The sequence below is a fragment of the Acidimicrobiia bacterium genome (assembly GCA_041394025.1).
Lineage (GTDB): Bacteria > Actinomycetota > Acidimicrobiia > IMCC26256 > JAOSJL01 > JAOSJL01.
Window position 1 is genome coordinate 642943 of the sequence record JAWKJA010000003.1, and the last position, 16332, is coordinate 659274.

Here is a 16332-nt window from a genome sequence, read left to right on the forward strand (position 1 = left end):
CGTCACTCCAGCGTCGCCGCGACCGCAGCGGCGGCCTCGATCGTCCGGTCGACATCCGACGTCGTGTGGGCGACCGAGGTGAACATCACCTCATAGCCGCTCGGGGCGAGAGCGACACCGGCGTCGAGCATGCCGTGGAACCACCGCGCGTAACGGTCGTGGTCGGCCGCCTGGGCCTCCTGGTAGTTGGTGACATCGCCACTCGTGAAGAACAGACCTGCCAGCGTCCCGACGCGGACGACATGCGCGGGCACCCTTGCCGCTTCGAACGCCTCGGTCAGGCCGCCCGCGAGGAGAGCGACCGTGGCCTCGAGAGCGGTGTAGATCTCCGGGGTGAGGCTCCCGAGCGCCGCCGACCCGGCCGCGGTGGCGAGGGGGTTCCCCGAGAGGGTGCCGGCCTGGTAGACGGCGCCGAGCGGCGCGAGGTGGTCCATGAGGTCGGCGCGCCCGCCCACGGCGGCGAGCGGCAGCCCACCGCCGATGACCTTGCCCATCATCGTGAGGTCGGGTGTGAGGCCGAAACGCTCCTGGGCCCCACCGGGCCCGAGGCGGAACCCTGTGATCACCTCGTCGAAGATGAGCACGGTGCCGTGCTTCGTGCACAGCTCGCGGATGCTCTCGAGGAAGTCGGGCTTCGGAGCGACGAGACCCATGTTGGCCGCGACCGGCTCGACGAGCACGGCCGCGAGATCCTCACCGTGCTCGTCGAAGGCGGCGTCGAGCGCCGCGGCGTCGTTGTAGGCCACGACGACGGTGTCGGACACGGTCCCGGGCGTGACGCCGGCGGAGTCGGGCAGCCCGAGCGTGGCGAGCCCGCTCCCGGCCGCGACGAGCAGGGCATCGAGGTGGCCGTGGTAGCAGCCGGCGAACTTGAGGATCTTCGCCCGGCCGGTTGCACCACGTGCGAGGCGCACGGCGGTCATGCCGGCCTCCGTGCCGGAGTTGACGAGGCGCACCTTGTCGACCGACGCCACTCTGTCCACGATCGCCTCGGCCAACTCGACCTCGCGCACGGTCGGCGCGCCGAACGACGTCCCCTCGGCAGCGGCGGCCTGCACGGCCTCCACGATGGGCGGCGCGGCGTGCCCGAGGATCGAGGCGCCCCACGACTGCACGTAGTCGATCCGGCGCACACCGGCCTCATCGGTGAGATACGCCCCCTCACCGCTGCGCACGAACACGGGATCGCCACCCACCGAGCCGAAGGCCCGTACCGGCGAGTTGACGCCTCCGGGGATGACCCGGCGCGCACGGTCGAACGGGGTGTCGCTCACCCCTCGAGACGTTCCGCGATGTCGCGGGCTGCGTAGGTGAGGATGAAGTCGGCGCCCGCACGCTTGATGGCTGTGAGGTGCTCGAGCATCACGGCGTCACCGTCGATCCAGCCGTTGGCAGCAGCCGCGTGCACCATCGAGTACTCGCCACTCGTGTGGTATGCCGCCACCGGCACGTCGAAGGTGTCGCGCACGGCCGCGACCACGTCGAGGTAGGCGAGGGCGGGTTTCACCATCACCATGTCGGCTCCCTCGGCGATGTCGAGCGCCACCTCGGAGATGGCCTCACGCCCGTTCGGTGGGTCCATCTGGTAGCTGCGCCGGTCGCCGAACGACGGCGCGCACTCGGCGGCGTCGCGGAACGGGCCGTAGAGGGCGGACGCGTACTTCGCCGAGTAGGCGAGTATCGGTGTGTCGCCGTGACCGCCGGCGTCGAGTGCCGCACGGATCGCGCCGACCTGCCCGTCCATCATCCCCGACGGTGCCACGACGTGCGCACCGGCGTCGGCCTGGACGACGGCCGTCGAGGCGTAGCGCTCGAGCGTGGCGTCGTTGTCGACCTCGCCGTCGTCGTCCACGATTCCGCAGTGGCCGTGATCGGTGTACTCGTCGAGGCAGCAGTCGGCGATGAGCACCAGGTCGTCGCCCACCTCGCTACGAAGCTCCCGCAGCGCCACAGCGAGGATCCCGTCGGGGTCGTCGGCGGCCGATCCCGCGGCGTCCTTGTGGGCGGGCACACCGAAGATCGTGACGGCGGGCAGTCCGAGGTCGGCCAGAGCGCGGGCCTCCTTGCGGAGGCTCTCCACCGTGTGCTGGACGACGCCCGGCATGGAGCCGACCGGCTCGGGGGCGTCGAGGCCCTCCTTCACGAAGAGCGGCGCGACGAGATCGGAGCGCTGCACGGTCGCTTCGGCGGTGAGGCGGCGCAGGGCGGCGGTCCGCCGGAGACGCCGGGGACGCTGATCGGGGAAGCCCATCGGCCCCGAGGTTACCGGGCTGATGAGGTCGGGCTTCTAGGCTCGCTGCGTGGCCGACACCCCCGAACCACCTCCGCCCGGCCCTCCCCCCGGTTGGTACGACGACCCCTGGGGTCAGGCATCCAAGCGTTGGTGGGACGGCACGCAGTGGACCCACCACACGCAGACTGCGGGCGCGTCGGGTTCGGGAGGGGGAGGCCTCCGCGCCCGTCTGGAAGCGGAGCAGGCGTCCGCCGGGTGGGCCCGCTCGCTGATCATCTGGGGCGGCGTCGCACAGGCGACGTCGTCGGTCACGTCCGCGATCATCCTCCCCGACATCGTCGACGACATCCGTCGGAGCATCGACACGGGCGAGACCACGGCCTTCACCGGCGGGAACGCCGTCGCGAACTCCCTCAACCAGATCGCCTCGCTCGTGCTACTGGCCGTGGGAATCGTCTTTCTCGTGTGGTTCTACCGGGCACTCACCTTCGCCGCCGACGCAGGACTGCCCGCCAAGCGCACTCCCGGGTGGGGTGTGGCCGGCTTCATCATTCCGATCGTCAACTTCTGGTTCCCCTACCGCTCCGCCGTCGACGCCCTCCCGGCCGGGCACCCGGCGCTGCCTCACGTCCTGCGGTGGTGGTTGCTGTGGATCGCCAGCAGCCTGCTCGTGATCTTCGTCATCGTCGCCGCCCTCTTCTCGACCGCCGTCATGTGGGTCGCCGCGGCGGTGAGCGTCGCGGTGTCGATGTACGCCGCCTATGCGGCCCGCGAGGTCATCGACGAGATCACCGCCGCCCACACCGAGATGTACTCCGGCTGACCCCCGACCCCCTCGCAAAGGGCCAACCCCTCGCCAGGTTGGTGCGATTTCCGAGCCATGGGCCAGGTTTTCGCACCATCTCGGCGGGGTGGAAAAGGGGGCGGGCTAGGAGTTGCCGAGCAGGTCGACCACAGCGGTGACGAGGCCGTTGATGGTGTGCTCCGACGCCTCGGCGGTCGGCGGGAGCCCGACCTGTCTCGCGGTCGCCGACGTGATCGGGCCGATGGACACCACCGCCGGAACCGGATCCGGCACGCCGACGACGTCGACGAAGTTGGTGACCGTCGACGACGACGTGAACGTCACGCAGTCGACCCGCCCCTCCCGCACCAGTTCCAGCGACACGGGATCGGGCTCGACGCGGGTCGTGCGGTAGACGGGAAGGACGTCGACGCCGTAGCCGCGCTCACTCAACCCGTCGGGGAGCACGTCGCGCGCTTCGGCGGCGCGCGGAATGAGCACCTCGGCGCCGTTGCCTTCGGCCGGCAGGGCATCGAGCAACGACTCCGCCACGAATCGCTCCGGCACGACGTCGACCGACACACCGCGCTGCGCGAGTGCCTCCGCCGTCCCGGGGCCGATGGCCGCCACCCGGGAGCGGCCCAGCGCGCGGGCGTCGAGCCCTGCGGCTGCGAGCCCGCGCTCGAAGAAGGCGCGGACGCCGTTGGCCGACGTGAACACGATCCACCGGTAGGCACCCAGGTCGGGCAGGGAGAACGAGACCTCGTCGATCCGGATCGTCGGGAGCTCCACGACCTGTGCCCCGAGAGCCTCGAGCCGCTGCCGCAGGCCGCTCGCCTGCTCGCGGGCACGCGTCACGACGACCGTACGGCCGAACAGCGGCCGCCGCTCGAACCAGCCGAGGTCGAGGTCGGCAACCGCACCGACCACGATCACCGACGGGGGCGACAGCCCCGGAAGGCCGGCGTCAGCCACCTCGCCGAGGGTGCTGCGGCGGCTCTCCTGGTCGGGATGTGTCGCGCGGGTCACCGCGGCGACGGGGGTGGAGGTGTCGCGCCCGCCGGCGACGAGCCGCCGGGCGATCTCCTCGATCCGTCCGACGCCCATGAGGATCACGAGCGTGCCTCCCGCCGCCGCCAGGGCCTCCCAGTCGACGTCGGTGCGGCCCTTCGTGGGGTCCTCGTGGCCGGTGACCACCGTGACGTGCGTCGAGAGGCCCCGGTGTGTGACGGGGATCCCGGCGTAGGCGGGTGCCGAGACAGCCGACGTGATGCCCGGCACCACCTCGAACTCGACGCCGGCGTCCTCGAGTGCCTGGGCCTCCTCGCCGCCACGGCCGAACACGAACGGATCGCCGCCCTTGAGCCGCACGACACGCTTCCCCGCCGAGCCGAGGCGCACGAGGGTCTCGTTGATCTCGTCCTGGGTCATCGCGACGTCACCGGGTGCCTTGCCGACGAAGATGCGCTCGGCGTCGAGCGGCACCAGGTCGAGGAGCTCCTGCGACGCGAGGCGGTCGTAGACGACGGCTTCCGCCGCGCGCAGCAGCTCTGCGCCGCGCACCGTGAGCAGGCCGGGATCGCCGGGACCGGCGCCGACGAGCGCGACGCTCATTCTGGAACCCCCAGGCCCGCATCCTCGAGGACGCGCGCTCCGCCCTGATGGAGGAGCTCCCCGGCCGCGGTGATACCCACATCCTCGGGGTCGTCGCCGCTGCACTCCGTGCGCAGGACGATGTGCCCGTCGAGCGACGCCAGCAGTGCGCGGAGGAGAACGCCGTCGCGAGCCGGTTCCGCCAGGGCTCCGACCGGGAGGGTGCAGCCACCACCCAGTTCGGCGAGGAACGCCCGCTCGGCGCGAACGAGGGTGTGGACGTCGGCGCGGTCGAGCGGCGCCAGGGCCGCCCGGGTGTCGGCGTCGTCGGCGCGACACTCCAGCGCCAGCGCACCCTGTCCGACCTGGGGAAGCAGCAGATCGGGATCGAGTCGCTCAACGGCGGCGTCTGCGCGGTCGAGGCGGTCGAGCGCCGCAGCGGCGACCACGACCGCGTCGAAGTCGGCAGCCTTGTCGAGGCGGGTCCCGATGTTCCCCCGCAGGTCACCGAAGGTGAGGTCGGGCCGCGCCGACGCGAGTTGGCTGCGCCGCCGGACGGACCCTGTTCCCACGCGGGCGCCGGCGACGAGATCGTCGAGCGTGGACCCGACGAGCGCATCGCGTGGGTCGGCCCGCTCCGGTACGGCGGCGATCACGAGACCGTCGGGGAGCTCGGACGGAAGGTCCTTCGCCGAGTGCACGGCCACGTCGGCGCGACCGTCGAGGAGAGCCTCCTCGATCTCCTTCACGAAGACGCCGACACCGCCCAGGGAGTGGATCGGGACGTCGGAACGGACGTCGCCGGTGGTCTCGATGACCATCTCCTGCGCCGCGACTCCCATGGTGCCGAGCGCGTCGACGACCGACGAGGTCTGCGTCCGGGCGAGCGCGCTCCCGCGGGTCGCCACCCGCAGCGGGGCGGACACCTCGGCCTACTCGGCGTCGGGAGAGCCGGGACGCGCGGAGCCGGGCTCCGAGGGGCCACCGGCGGCAGGATCGCCGGCCGGCACGTCGGGAAGATCGAACAGCGCGCGCAGTGCGTCGACGTAGAGGTCTCCGCTGTCACTCCCCGCCGCCTCCTTCACGCGGACCGTGGGCTCGTGGAGCAGCTTGTTGACGAGACCGCGGGTGACCCGGTCGAGCGCCTCACGCTCGCTGTCGTCGAGACCACCGAGCTTGACGACCCAGCGGTCGAGCTCTGCCGCGCGGATCGCTTCGGCCCGCTCCCGGAGAGCGGTGACGAGCGGCGCCACCTCGCGGGCCGAGCGCTCCGCCCGGTAGCGGTCGAGCTCGTCGGTGATGATCGCCCGCACCGTGCCGACCTCGCCGCGGCGCTGCTCCATCGACTCGTCGGTGAACGACTTGAGATCGTCGATGTCGAGCAGCGTGACCCCGGGGACCTCCGCCACACCGGGGTCGACGTCGCGGGGAACGGCGACGTCGACGATGAGAAGGGGACGCTCGGGGCGCCTCTCCATGAGTGTCTCGAAGTCGGAGCGCTCGAAGAGGAGGTCGGTGGCCGCCGTGGAGGCCAACAGCACGTCGACGTCGTCGAGCGCGTCGTGGGCGTCGTCGAGAGACACGGCCCGGCCGCCGACCCGTTCGGCCAGGCCGGCGGCACGCTCGGCCGAGCGGTTGGCCACGATGACGTCGCGGACCGACGAGCCCGCCAGCGCCACGGCCATGCCCTCGCCGACCTCGCCGGCGCCGAGCACGAGGATGCGGCGGCCCTGGAGCGATCCGAGGCTGCGGCTCGCCAGCTCGACGGCGGCCGAGGCGATCGACACCTTGCGCTCGCCGATGGTCGTCTCGGTGCGTGCGCGCTTGCCGACCTCGACCGCTTGGCGGAACGCCCGGCCGAGGGAGGCACCGACCGCGGACTCCGCCTCCGACGCGCGCCACGCCTCCCGGACCTGTCCGAGGATCTCCCCCTCGCCGACGATCATCGAGTCGACACCGGCGGCGACCCCGAAGAGGTGCGCCACCGCCGCGTCGTCGTAGTAGGTGTAGAGGTGCTCCGACAGCGCGTACTCCGACAGGCCCGAGTGGCGCAGTATCGACGCGCGTACATCGTCGACCGCGGCGTGGAACCGGGTGCAGCGCGCGTAGACCTCGGTGCGGTTGCACGTGGAGAGAAGCACAGCCTCGTGGAGGTGGTCGCGCTGGCTCAGGTCGAGAAGGACCTTCGGGACATCGGAAGCGGGAACGGCCGCGCGTTCGAGAACGTCGACGGGCGCAGTGCGGTGGTTGAGGCCGACAACGATCAGAGACACGAGCGCAGGAGTTCCTTCGCCTCGTCCAGACGGTCCGAGCGGACGAGATCGAGGATGCCGGAGTCGAACGCGGACCGCCAATCGGCGTCCTCGCTGGAGCCCCCACCCGCCCGGATCTCCTCCCGGGCCTCGGACAGGATCTCGAGCAGCGTCATGTACTCGGGGCCGAGCTCGGACTCAACACGTTCCTTCAGCCACGTCGCGAGGGCGGGGCTCCGCCCGCCGGTACCGATCGAAACCACGATATCGCCGCGCCGCACCTTCGACATCAGGGTGAACGAACAGTTCCCGGGGTCGTCGGCGGCGTTGACCCATACGCGGCGGGCCTCCCCGGCGTCGTGCACCGAAGCGTTCACCTCCGGGTCGTCGGTGGCGGCGAAGGCGAGCCAGGCGTCGTCGAGATCGGTCCCGGTGAACTCACGCTCCGAGACGGTGAGTCGGCCTGCGTCCGCCAACGCCCGGATCTCGTCGCCGACGCGGGGCGCCACCACGTGGACGTCGCCACCCACCTCCAGGATCCCCTCGGTCTTGCGGGCGGCAATCCGACCGGCTCCCACGACGAGGACGCGTCGCCCGTGGAGGAGCAGGTTGGCCGGGAACCCGGCGAGCCCGGGTCGGCCCGGCTCGGTCACGGGACGCGGGCCGGGAGCGCTCCGTCGCCGGCGGTGGGGCCGTCGCCCCGCCCGGCGCTGCTCTCGCCCCGGCGCAGTTGGTAGAAGGAGAGGATCTGGAGCTCGGTGGCGAGGTCGACCTTGCGCAGCGACACGCCGGCGGGAACCGTCACGTGCGTCGGGGCGAAGTTGAGGATCGAGCGTGTGCCGGCGGCCACGAGCGCGTCGGTGACGTCCTGTGCGGCGGTCGCCGGAGTGGCGATCACGCCGATGGCGATGGAGCGCTCCTGCACGAGCGCGGCGAGCGAGTCGATGTGCTCGACCCGCAGGTCGCCCACCGCCATGCCCACCTTGGCGGGGTCCGCGTCGAGCAGCGCCGCCACGTTGAAGCCCCGCGCGGAGAACCCGGCGTAGTTGGCGAGGGCCTGCCCGAGGTTCCCGAGCCCCACGATCGCCACCGGCCAGTCGTGCGTGAGGCCGAGCTCCCGGGAGATCTGGTGCAGGAGGTACTCGACGTCATAGCCCACGCCCCGCGTGCCGTAGGACCCGAGGTAGGAGAGGTCCTTGCGGACCTTGGCGGCGTTGACGCCGGCCATGTCGGCGAGGCGCTCGCTCGAGATCGTGGCCAGATCGGTCTCGGCCACCTCGAGCAGCGACCGGTAGTAGAGGGGCAGTCGTGTGACCGTCGCCTCGGGGATCGTGCGAGGTGCTGGATCCGGCACGGATCGGGGCCTTTCGTCGTGAGTTGTCCACAGCGTACAAAGCTTGTGAAGTCTTTCTCGAAGTCAACGCGGTCGTAATCTTCCCTCTCTGAGGCGAGGAGAAGCGGCGCAGGTACCCTGCGCCGCCCGAGCCGGGGCCCAACGGCCCGGCGCCGAAGGCGCCAAGAGTGGAGGAAGATGGTGTCCGGCCTGGCGTTCCTGGCGACGGCGGTGGCGACGCTGTTCGCCCAGGCGACGCTCGTGCGCTGGACCCGGTCGCGCCGTCCCCACGAGCGCGCCTGGACGATCTCGCTGTGGATGTTCGCCCTCGCCTCCGCCGCGCTGGCCACCGGCGTGGCCACGGGCTGGGACGGGTTCACCTACCGGGCGTTCTTCGCGCTCGGGGCCGTGCTCAACGTCCCCTGGCTCGGGCTCGGCACCCTCTACCTGCTCGGCAACGCCGACCGGGCACGTCGCGTCGAGTGGGCGCTCGTCCTCTTCACCGGCCTGGCGCTCGGCGCCGTGGCGGTGGCGCCCTTCTCCACCGCGCCCTCCGGCACCGCCATCCCGGTGGCCAAGGAGACGTTCGACACCGCCCTGCCCCGGATCCTCGCCGCCGTCGGGAGCGGACTCGGCGCCACGGTCGTTCTCGTCGGGACGGTGCTGTCGATCGTCCGGCGGGTGCGGAGCCCCGCACCGGGAGCGACCCGCCTGGCGGCGGCCAACGGCCTCATCGGCGCCGGGGTGCTCGTGCTCTCGAGCGGTGGCCTTCTCCAGGGGGTGCTCGGCCACGACGAGGCGTTCGTACTCACGCTCGCCGTCGGGATCGTCGTGATCTACGCCGGGTTCCTCGTCGCCGGGTCGTCGGACTCGGCCATCTCGCGCAACGCCCGACGCAGCACCTTGCCCGCGAGTGAGCGTGGGAAGTCGTCGACGACCTCGATGCGCGACGGAACCTTGTAGCGGGCGATCCGCTCCTTGCAGAACGCACGTAGGTCGTCGACCGACGGCGACGTTCCCTCCACGGGCGCCACGAAGGCGACCACCGCCTCGCCCGTGGCGGTGTCGGGTGCCCCCACGACAGCCGCCTCGTCGACGTCGGGGTGCTCGACGAGCACATCCTCCACCTCGCCCGGGTACACGTTGAAGCCCGACACGATGATGAGGTCCTTCGCCCGGTTCACGATCGACAGCCAGCCGTCGGCGTCGGCCACCGCGATGTCGCCGGTACGGAGCCAACCGTCGTCGGTGAGCACCGTGGCCGTGGCCTCGGGGTCGCGCCAGTAGCCGGGGAACACGTTCGGCCCCCGCACCCAGATCTCGCCGGGATCGCCGTGGAGAACGTCCGCGCCGTCGCTGTCGACGAGCCTCACCTCGACACCGTCGATGGCGGGGCCGACCGAGCCGGGGCGTGGCGGCGAGCCGACACCCCCCGTCGTCACGACGGGCGACGCCTCCGTGAGCCCGTAGCCCTCGTAGATGTCGGTTCCGAAGCGCTCCTTCACCCTCTCCGCGAGGTCCTCGGGCAGCGGCGCCGCACCCGACAACACCAGCCGCACCGTGGCGAAGGCGTCGTCGAGCTCACCCTCGGCGTCGCGTGCCGCGTCGCACCACATCTCGTACATGGCGGGGACGCCCGCCACGATCGTGGCCTTCTCGTCGCGCATGGTCCGCAGCGTCGCGGCGGGATCGAAGTCACGCACGAGCACCTGCGACGCTCCGGCGGTCATCGCCACTCCGAGCCCGGTGTTGAGGCCGTAGATGTGGAACAACGGCAGTGCCGCGAGTCCGACGTCGCGGGGCTCGATGCGCAGCTCCGGTTGCTCCTGGATCTGCCGGATGCTGGCAACCAGGTTGCCGTGCGTGAGCATGGCCGCCTTCGGGGCGCCGGCGGTGCCCGCCGTGTACAGAAGAACGGCGAGGTCGTCGTCGGCGCGCTCGACGGGCTCGGGGATCTCGTCGGCACCCCGCAGCTCGTCCCACGTCCCTGCGGGACGTGCGAGCTCGCAGCGCGCGCCGACCGCGGGCAACGCCGCTCCCGACGCCTCGAAGGCGGCCACGCCGCTGCGGTCGATGACGGCGATCTCGGCGTCGACATCCTCGAGTTCGCGAGCCAACTCCACCGGAGCGGCGGTGGGGTTGAGCGGGACCGCCACGGCGCCCGCGTGCAGTGTGGCGAGGTAGACCACCACGAACTCGGCCTCGTTGCCGGCCACGATGGCGACCCGGTCACCGGGCGCCACGCCGAGCTGTCGAAGGCCGCCGGCGGCGGCGCGCACCTCGGACCCGAGGGTCCCGTAGGTGGAGGTGCCGGCCTCCGACACGAGCGCCACCGAGTCGGGGGCCGTGCGCGAGGCGCCGAGGAGCATGCCGGAGAGGTTCACAGGACCTGAGTTTGGCCCACGGGGCCCGCACGGTTCGAGTGCCCGCACCCGTTTGCCCTCAAGCCGGACCCCCATCGGGCCGAAAACACGTGAATGCGACGTCTTCTCGTAGTGGCGGCACTGATCGCCGGCCTCGTCGTGGCTGCACCCGCCCAGCGCTCCGACGCCGCCGACGCCGGTGCGGAGGGCCAGTTCATCGCCCTGACGAACCAGGTGCGCGCCAACAACGGCCTTCCACCGCTCGAGTACCACGACAACCTCACGGCCAAGGCACGCGGGTGGGCCCAGACCATGGCCAACTCCGGCGGCATCTTCCACTCGAACCTCGCCGACGGCATCACCGTGAACTGGTACCGCCTGGGAGAGAACGTCGGCCGGGGCCCGAGCGTCGAGGCGATCCACAACGCGCTGGTCGCCTCACCCGGCCACTACGCCAACCTCGTCGATCCGGGGTTCCGGTACATCGGAGTCGGCGTCGTGAACCACAACGGAGTGATCTACGTCTCCGAGGTGTTCATGGAGCCGCAGTCCCAGCCCGCGCCCTCCCCCGCTCCGGTGGCCGGAACCCCCCAGTCGCAGAGCACACCCGCCGCGCCGGCCGCGGCGGCCGCGCCCGCGCCACCGCCGCCGCCACCTCCGCCACCCGAGCCCGAGCCGATGCCGACCTCGGAGCGCCTCGACGACGCCTTCGCCCGCCTCGACCGCCTCGCCATCTAACCCGAGGCGAGGACAAGCGCCGCAGGTACCCTGCGGCGCCCGAGGCGAGGCAAAGGGAACCTGTCTCGGGTCTCAGGGTCCCAGCTTGAGCACGAACTGGGCCACGGCGGCGCCGAGGATCATCAGCAGCAGCACGACGATGGCGATCGTCGTTCCCGGTCTCATGGGCCCGCCTCCGTGTCGCCCGGCGAGATGACGGTGACCTCACTTCCGGCACCGAGCCCGCACTCGACGGCCGCCGAGGAGCGGTCGAGCACGAGCGCAACGAGACCGTAGGAGTCGACCATCATCACCAACTCCGACGGCCTGGCCTCCGCATAGGTCGTGACCCACCTCACGGCGCGTCGTTGGTCCCCCCACGCGATCTCGACACGCCCCCCCGGCTCGGCGCCGTGCCCGCGCAGGGTGTCGGGGTCGATGTTGAGTTGGCAGTTGCCGAAGCGGTCGACCCAGAGGACCTCGGCGCGAACCTCGGCTCCCTCCTCGGTGGCGACCGGCAGGATTCCGGGCACGAGCCCGGCGGGGTCGATCTCGGGGCCGAGGTCGGTGATCGGGACACCCGAGGCCAGGTAGGCGGCGGCGGGCGCCATGATGTCGCGCCCCGCGAAGGAGGGGCCGGGTGCCTCGAGGCGGTGCTCGGCCGAGGTCAACTCGACGACGCGTTCGGGGCCGCCCGCCATTGCGACGGTGGGTGCGAGGAGGCCGTTGTCGGGCCCGACGAGGAAGCCCCGGGACACCTCGACGGCCACGGCCCGGCGATGCGTGCCGACGCCGGGGTCGACCACGGCCAGGAGCACGCCCTCGGGCAGGTACTGCGCGGCCCGTACGAGCGCGAGGCCGCCCGCGCGCACGTCGTGCGGGGCGATGCCATGGGTGATGTCGACGACTCGGGCACCGGGGGCGATGGAGGCCATGACCGCACGGCACACGCCGGCGAACTCGTCGACGTCGCCGTAGTCACTGAGAAACGAGATGCACGGGGCCGTGGTGCTGGCGGCGGCTCCCGTCGTCATAGCGGCGCGACGCTACCGGCCCTCTCCCCGTGATGCGTCAACGAGGTGTCACACGCGGACCTGGTTGACGCCTCGTGTGGCGCTGTCGGCTACCCCGCCTGGGTGTAGCGCGACTCCAGGTACGCGTCGACGTCGGCGTCGCGGACCCTGAACGAGCGCCCGACCCTCACAGCCGGGAGGTCGCCCGCCTTGATGAGGCGGTAGACCGTCATGGATGACACCCGAATCAGATCCGCGACTTCCTGCACTGTGAGAAATCGCGCTTTCGCGAAGGACTCCGCCATGGTGGCTCACCCCTTACTCCGTCCACCCACCACTCTACGCGGTGAGACGGGTGTTGTCCACCGTGACGGGTGGTGACGATTGCCGACCGCTGTTGCCCCGTGTGGAGAAAGGGTCCTCAGTGGTCCCCCAGCTCCCGGGAACGGCGGGCGGCGGCGGCCACGGCCTCCAGCAGAGCGGCCCGGAAGCCCCTGTCCTCGAGCACCCGCAGGCCCGCGGCGGTCGTACCGCCCGGTGAGGTGACCGCCGCACGGAGAGCCTCGGCCCCCTCGTCACCGTCGACGAGCAGCGTGGCGGCGCCGAGCAGGGTCTGGGCCGTGAGGGCGGCGGCCGTGTCGCGGGGAAGGCCCTCGAGCACGCCGGCCTCGGTGAGGGCCTCGGCCATGAGGAACACGTAGGCGGGCCCCGACCCCGACAGCCCCGTGACGGCGTCGAGGAGCTCCTCGTCGACCTGCTCGACGATCCCCACGGCGCCCAGCACCCGCTCGGCAGTTTGGAGGTGGGTGTCGTCGACGTGGGTTCCCCCCGCGATGGCGGCGGCGCCACGCCGCACGAGCGCGGGCGTGTTGGGCATGGCCCGCACCACCGGGCGCCCCGGCACGCAGGCTTCGAGGGTCCCGATCGTGACCCCGGCGGCGATCGAGAGCACGAGGGCGTCCTCGGGCATGGTGGCCTCCGCGCCGCCGAGCACCTCCGGAACGACGCCGGGTTTCACCGCCACCACGACGACCTCGGTGTCGGCCACGGCCCACGCGGGGCTCGGCACGATGCGAACCTCGGGGTACTGCTCCTCGAGGTAGCGACGACGGTCGGGGTCGACCTCCGCGACCGAGCACGTGTCGGGCTCCCAGCCGGCGTCGAGGAGTCCGGCGAGCAGGGCCTCACCCATCCTGCCGCCGCCGAGCAACGCCACTCCCGCCATGACCCGTGACGCTAGCGCGCACTCACCGATGTGCAGACGACGTTCCCCGCGCCGACCCGGGGTACCGGCGGCGGCGATCGGGCAGCGGACGGGCCCGAGTTACGCTCGGAACGCCCCGCACTTCCCCGAACGGGACGGCCTCGCTGCACCTCGGGCCCGCCTCTCGCCACGTTGCCGTGGCGGCGGGACGAAACATAGGCAGCGCGGGCACCACCGTCAAGGCCTCCGCGTTCAGGCCGGTCAGCGACCCGAGTCGACGTCCTCGCTTCCGGGACGCGACTCGACGATCTCGGCCCACGCATCAGGATCGGTCGCACCCTCGGTGGCCAGGAGAAGGACCGACGCATCGGCGCCCAGCCCCAGCGCCGCGCAACTCTCACGTGGGGCGTTCGCTCGGAGCGCCATCAGGCCGGCGAGGCCCGCAGCTCCGCTTTCGCCCGCGACGATTCCTGATCGTGCGAACGCCCGGACTCCCTCACGTGCCCAGTCGTCGTCGATGACGACCGCGGCGTCGAGCCCGCCGGAGAGCTCCGGCCAGGCCACACGGGAAGGGGTACCGCAGTTGAGACCGGCCATGATGGAGTCCTGCCCACCCGACAGGCTGACAGGCCTGCCGGCGACGAGCGATCGAGCGACACAGTCTGCTCGGTCGGGTTCGACCCCGATGATCGTGGTTTCGGGACCCTGGACGTAGCGTACGGTCGCGGCTGCAAGGGCTCCCACACCGATCTGCACGGCGACGAGATCGTACGGCGGAGCCTCCACGGCGGCACGCTGCTCCTCGACTTCCGAGAAGATGGTCGAGTAGCCCTCGATGATCCAGCCCGGCACGGTCTCGTATCCGGGCCACGAGGTGTCGGAGACCACGAGTGCTCCAGGTCCCTCGAGCTCCTTGGAGGCGTCGACGGCCGTGTCGTACGGACCGTCGATCACGGTCACGCTCGCACCCTCCTCGCGCAGCGCCGCCCTTCGCGCCTCGCTCATGTCAGAGGGAACGAGGATCGACGCGTCGAGGCCCCACCAACGGGCAATCCTGGCGACGGCCCGGCCGTGGTTGCCGTCGGTCGCCGCAACGAGCGTGAGCGGCCGGATGTCGTCGAGGCGGTGAGCCACCTCCTCGATTCCTTCACATTCTGTGAGAGAACGACCCAGTCGCTCACCGAGCAGGCGCGCGGTCGCCCATGACGCTCCCAGTATCTTGAACGACGGAAGACCCAGCCGGTCGGACTCGATCTTCACGTCGACACGGGCGACACCCAGGAGCTCTGCGAGGGAAGGTGCTTCCCGCAGCGAGGTCACCTCGTAGCCCGGAAGGCGGCGGTGGAACCGCCGCGGCTCGTCGTCGAGGCTCGGCGCCCGACGGTGTGACGGACCCGTCAGCAGCCACCGGACCCCGGGGCCCTCGCCCGACCCGTGGACCGTCATCCGACGGGGTCCGGGTGAACCGTCTTGCGGGGCAGATAGCGCCCGGCACCGGGCTCTCCCACGAAACGGCCGTCAACGGCGACCGCTCGGCCACGCGACAGCACCAGGCGGGGCCAGCCGCGGCTGCAGCGTCCCTCGTACGGCGACTGATCCACCTCCATGGAGAGCACCTCGGCATCCAGTGACTGCTCCCGGTCCGGGTCCCACACGACGACATCGGCATCCGCACCCGCTCGGAGCGACCCCTTTTCGGGCCACAGCCCGAACGTACGGGCGGGCGCCTCGGAACAGAGACGCACCCAGTCCTCCACAGACAGGACACCGCCAGTGACCCCCTCCCACACAAGGGCGAGGCGTGTCTCGATTCCGGGGAGTCCCCCGGGGATCTCTGTGAAGTCCCTGAATCCCTCGGGACGACCGCGGATGCCGCGTCGACGGTCATCCGACCAGAAGGGGCAGTGGTCGGTGGCGACCGTGTGGATCCATCCCCGCGCCAGGCCCTCCCAGAGCTCGTCGCGGTCGCGCTGCTCGCGAAGTGGCGGGGTGCACACGAAGTCGGGGGCCTCGGGGCCCTGGAGCGATGCGACGTCCAGGTGGAGATACTGCGGACAGGTTTCTGCGCGTACGTCGATGTCGCGCTCTTGTGCCGCCCTGACTTCCGCCAGCGCCGCACCGGATGAGCAGTGCACGACGTAGACCGGACACTCGGCTCGTTGCGCCAGGTCGGCGACCCGTGCGACCGCCACGGCCTCGAGCGACGCGGGGCGGGTCCGGGCGTGCTCGATGGCTGCCGTTCTTCCTTCTGCGACGGCACGGGCACGGAGTTCCTCGATGGCGTCACCATCCTCGCAGTGAACCGTGACGAGGCCCCCGCGGGTCGTTGCGGTGCGCATGACATCGAGGATCACCGAGTCATCGACGGCCAACAGTTCCGGATAGGCCATGTAGAGCTTGAAGGACGTGACACCCTCGTCGATGAAGCCGGCGACGACCCGTTCGGGAACCGCCTCGGTGAAGGTCATGTGCAGTGCCCAGTCCACAGCGGCAGGCCGGGCCCACTGCTTCCAGCACCGGAACACCTCGAACGGGTCCTCGCCGCGGTACGCGGTGGCGTAGTCGATCACGGTCGTCGTCCCGCCGACGGCGGCTGCTCTCGTCCCGGTCCAGAAGTCGTCGCTCACACGCACGGCACCGACCGGCAGGCGAAGATGCGTGTGGGCGTCGACCCCGCCGGGTACCACGAGACAACCCGTCGCGTCGTAGATCTTCTCGCCGGGTCGGGCCACGAGACTGTCGCCGACGGCTTCGATCCGGCCGTGATCCTCGATGCGCACCGACGCGACACGACTACCGTCGACGTCGACCACGGTGCCGCCACTCACCAGCATCGTGCG

15 protein-coding genes are annotated in these 16332 nt (G+C 71.5%); 2 read left to right on the forward strand and 13 right to left on the reverse strand.

Annotated elements, in window-relative coordinates; genetic code table 11:
• Positions 1 to 2 precede the first annotated feature (2 nt).
• Together hemL and hemB are read right to left on the reverse strand one after the other, a co-directional pair.
• Positions 3 to 1274 carry a glutamate-1-semialdehyde 2,1-aminomutase gene (gene hemL / locus R3A49_10505; GenBank protein MEZ5171160.1) on the reverse strand — a complete coding sequence of 424 codons (1272 nt, stop codon included), beginning with the start codon at positions 1272 to 1274 and terminating at the stop codon, positions 3 to 5.
• Complete coding sequence (hemB, locus tag R3A49_10510; protein MEZ5171161.1) at positions 1271 to 2251, reverse strand: porphobilinogen synthase; 981 nt, start codon at positions 2249 to 2251, stop codon at positions 1271 to 1273. Before hemB ends, hemL begins: the two co-directional genes overlap by 4 nt.
• A gap of 49 nt (positions 2252 to 2300) precedes the next feature.
• Between hemB and R3A49_10515 the strand changes: the two genes are divergently transcribed.
• On the forward strand, positions 2301 to 3056 hold the full coding sequence (locus R3A49_10515) for a DUF4328 domain-containing protein (GenBank protein MEZ5171162.1): 756 nt from the start codon (positions 2301 to 2303) through the stop codon (positions 3054 to 3056).
• Between the two features lie 105 nt (positions 3057 to 3161).
• Here R3A49_10515 and cobA read toward each other — a convergent pair whose 3' ends face one another.
• From cobA to R3A49_10545, 6 genes are all read right to left on the reverse strand, one after another.
• Positions 3162 to 4631 carry a uroporphyrinogen-III C-methyltransferase gene (gene cobA, locus R3A49_10520; GenBank protein MEZ5171163.1) on the reverse strand — a complete coding sequence of 490 codons (1470 nt, stop codon included), beginning with the start codon at positions 4629 to 4631 and terminating at the stop codon, positions 3162 to 3164.
• Positions 4628 to 5536 carry a hydroxymethylbilane synthase gene (gene hemC / locus R3A49_10525; protein MEZ5171164.1) on the reverse strand — a complete coding sequence of 303 codons (909 nt, stop codon included), beginning with the start codon at positions 5534 to 5536 and terminating at the stop codon, positions 4628 to 4630. The genes cobA and hemC overlap by 4 nt, the downstream gene beginning before the upstream one ends.
• A gap of 6 nt (positions 5537 to 5542) precedes the next feature.
• On the reverse strand, positions 5543 to 6883 hold the full coding sequence (locus tag R3A49_10530; GenBank protein ID MEZ5171165.1) for a glutamyl-tRNA reductase: 1341 nt from the start codon (positions 6881 to 6883) through the stop codon (positions 5543 to 5545).
• Positions 6874 to 7515 carry a bifunctional precorrin-2 dehydrogenase/sirohydrochlorin ferrochelatase gene (locus R3A49_10535; protein ID MEZ5171166.1) on the reverse strand — a complete coding sequence of 214 codons (642 nt, stop codon included), beginning with the start codon at positions 7513 to 7515 and terminating at the stop codon, positions 6874 to 6876. The genes R3A49_10530 and R3A49_10535 overlap by 10 nt, the downstream gene beginning before the upstream one ends.
• The gene (locus tag R3A49_10540) at positions 7512 to 8216 is read right to left on the reverse strand and encodes a redox-sensing transcriptional repressor Rex (GenBank protein ID MEZ5171167.1); all 705 of its coding nucleotides are present in this window, start codon (positions 8214 to 8216) and stop codon (positions 7512 to 7514) included. Before R3A49_10540 ends, R3A49_10535 begins: the two co-directional genes overlap by 4 nt.
• 815 nt (positions 8217 to 9031) lie before the next feature.
• Complete coding sequence (locus R3A49_10545) at positions 9032 to 10579, reverse strand: AMP-binding protein (protein MEZ5171168.1); 1548 nt, start codon at positions 10577 to 10579, stop codon at positions 9032 to 9034.
• A 93-nt stretch (positions 10580 to 10672) separates the two neighbouring features.
• On the opposite strand from R3A49_10545, the gene R3A49_10550 reads away from it, so the two are divergent.
• Positions 10673 to 11296 (forward strand): CAP domain-containing protein, encoded by a 624-nt coding sequence (locus R3A49_10550; GenBank protein MEZ5171169.1) that lies wholly within the window; start codon positions 10673 to 10675, stop codon positions 11294 to 11296.
• Between the two features lie 161 nt (positions 11297 to 11457).
• Here the strand turns inward: R3A49_10550 and R3A49_10555 are convergent, their stop codons facing one another.
• The 5 genes from R3A49_10555 to hydA form a co-directional block, all read right to left on the reverse strand.
• Entirely contained in the window at positions 11458 to 12309 is an 852-nt protein-coding gene (locus tag R3A49_10555) for an SAM-dependent chlorinase/fluorinase (GenBank protein ID MEZ5171170.1), read from the reverse strand.
• 89 nt (positions 12310 to 12398) lie between these two features.
• Complete coding sequence (locus tag R3A49_10560; GenBank protein ID MEZ5171171.1) at positions 12399 to 12593, reverse strand: helix-turn-helix domain-containing protein; 195 nt, start codon at positions 12591 to 12593, stop codon at positions 12399 to 12401.
• 116 nt (positions 12594 to 12709) lie between these two features.
• Positions 12710 to 13513, reverse strand: a complete 804-nt coding sequence (proC, locus tag R3A49_10565; protein MEZ5171172.1) for a pyrroline-5-carboxylate reductase — start codon at positions 13511 to 13513, stop codon at positions 12710 to 12712.
• Between the two features lie 240 nt (positions 13514 to 13753).
• Entirely contained in the window at positions 13754 to 14938 is a 1185-nt protein-coding gene (locus R3A49_10570; protein MEZ5171173.1) for a diaminopropionate ammonia-lyase, read from the reverse strand.
• Positions 14935 to 16326 carry a dihydropyrimidinase gene (hydA, locus tag R3A49_10575; GenBank protein MEZ5171174.1) on the reverse strand — a complete coding sequence of 464 codons (1392 nt, stop codon included), beginning with the start codon at positions 16324 to 16326 and terminating at the stop codon, positions 14935 to 14937. Before hydA ends, R3A49_10570 begins: the two co-directional genes overlap by 4 nt.
• Between the last annotated feature and the right edge of the window lie 6 nt (positions 16327 to 16332).

Bases quoted from the DNA above. Each gene is read 5' to 3' on its own strand.
- R3A49_10550 (MEZ5171169.1), top strand. From the start codon at position 10,673: ATGCGACGTCTTCTCGTAGTGGCGGCACTGATCGCCGGCCTCGTCGTG.
- cobA (MEZ5171163.1), bottom strand. From the start codon at position 4,631: ATGAGCGTCGCGCTCGTCGGCGCCGGTCCCGGCGATCCCGGCCTGCTC.
- R3A49_10560 (MEZ5171171.1), bottom strand. From the start codon at position 12,593: ATGGCGGAGTCCTTCGCGAAAGCGCGATTTCTCACAGTGCAGGAAGTC.
- proC (MEZ5171172.1), bottom strand. From the start codon at position 13,513: ATGGCGGGAGTGGCGTTGCTCGGCGGCGGCAGGATGGGTGAGGCCCTG.
- hydA (MEZ5171174.1), bottom strand. From the start codon at position 16,326: ATGCTGGTGAGTGGCGGCACCGTGGTCGACGTCGACGGTAGTCGTGTC.
- R3A49_10555 (MEZ5171170.1), bottom strand. From the start codon at position 12,309: ATGACGACGGGAGCCGCCGCCAGCACCACGGCCCCGTGCATCTCGTTT.
- R3A49_10570 (MEZ5171173.1), bottom strand. From the start codon at position 14,938: ATGACGGTCCACGGGTCGGGCGAGGGCCCCGGGGTCCGGTGGCTGCTG.
- hemB (MEZ5171161.1), bottom strand. From the start codon at position 2,251: ATGGGCTTCCCCGATCAGCGTCCCCGGCGTCTCCGGCGGACCGCCGCC.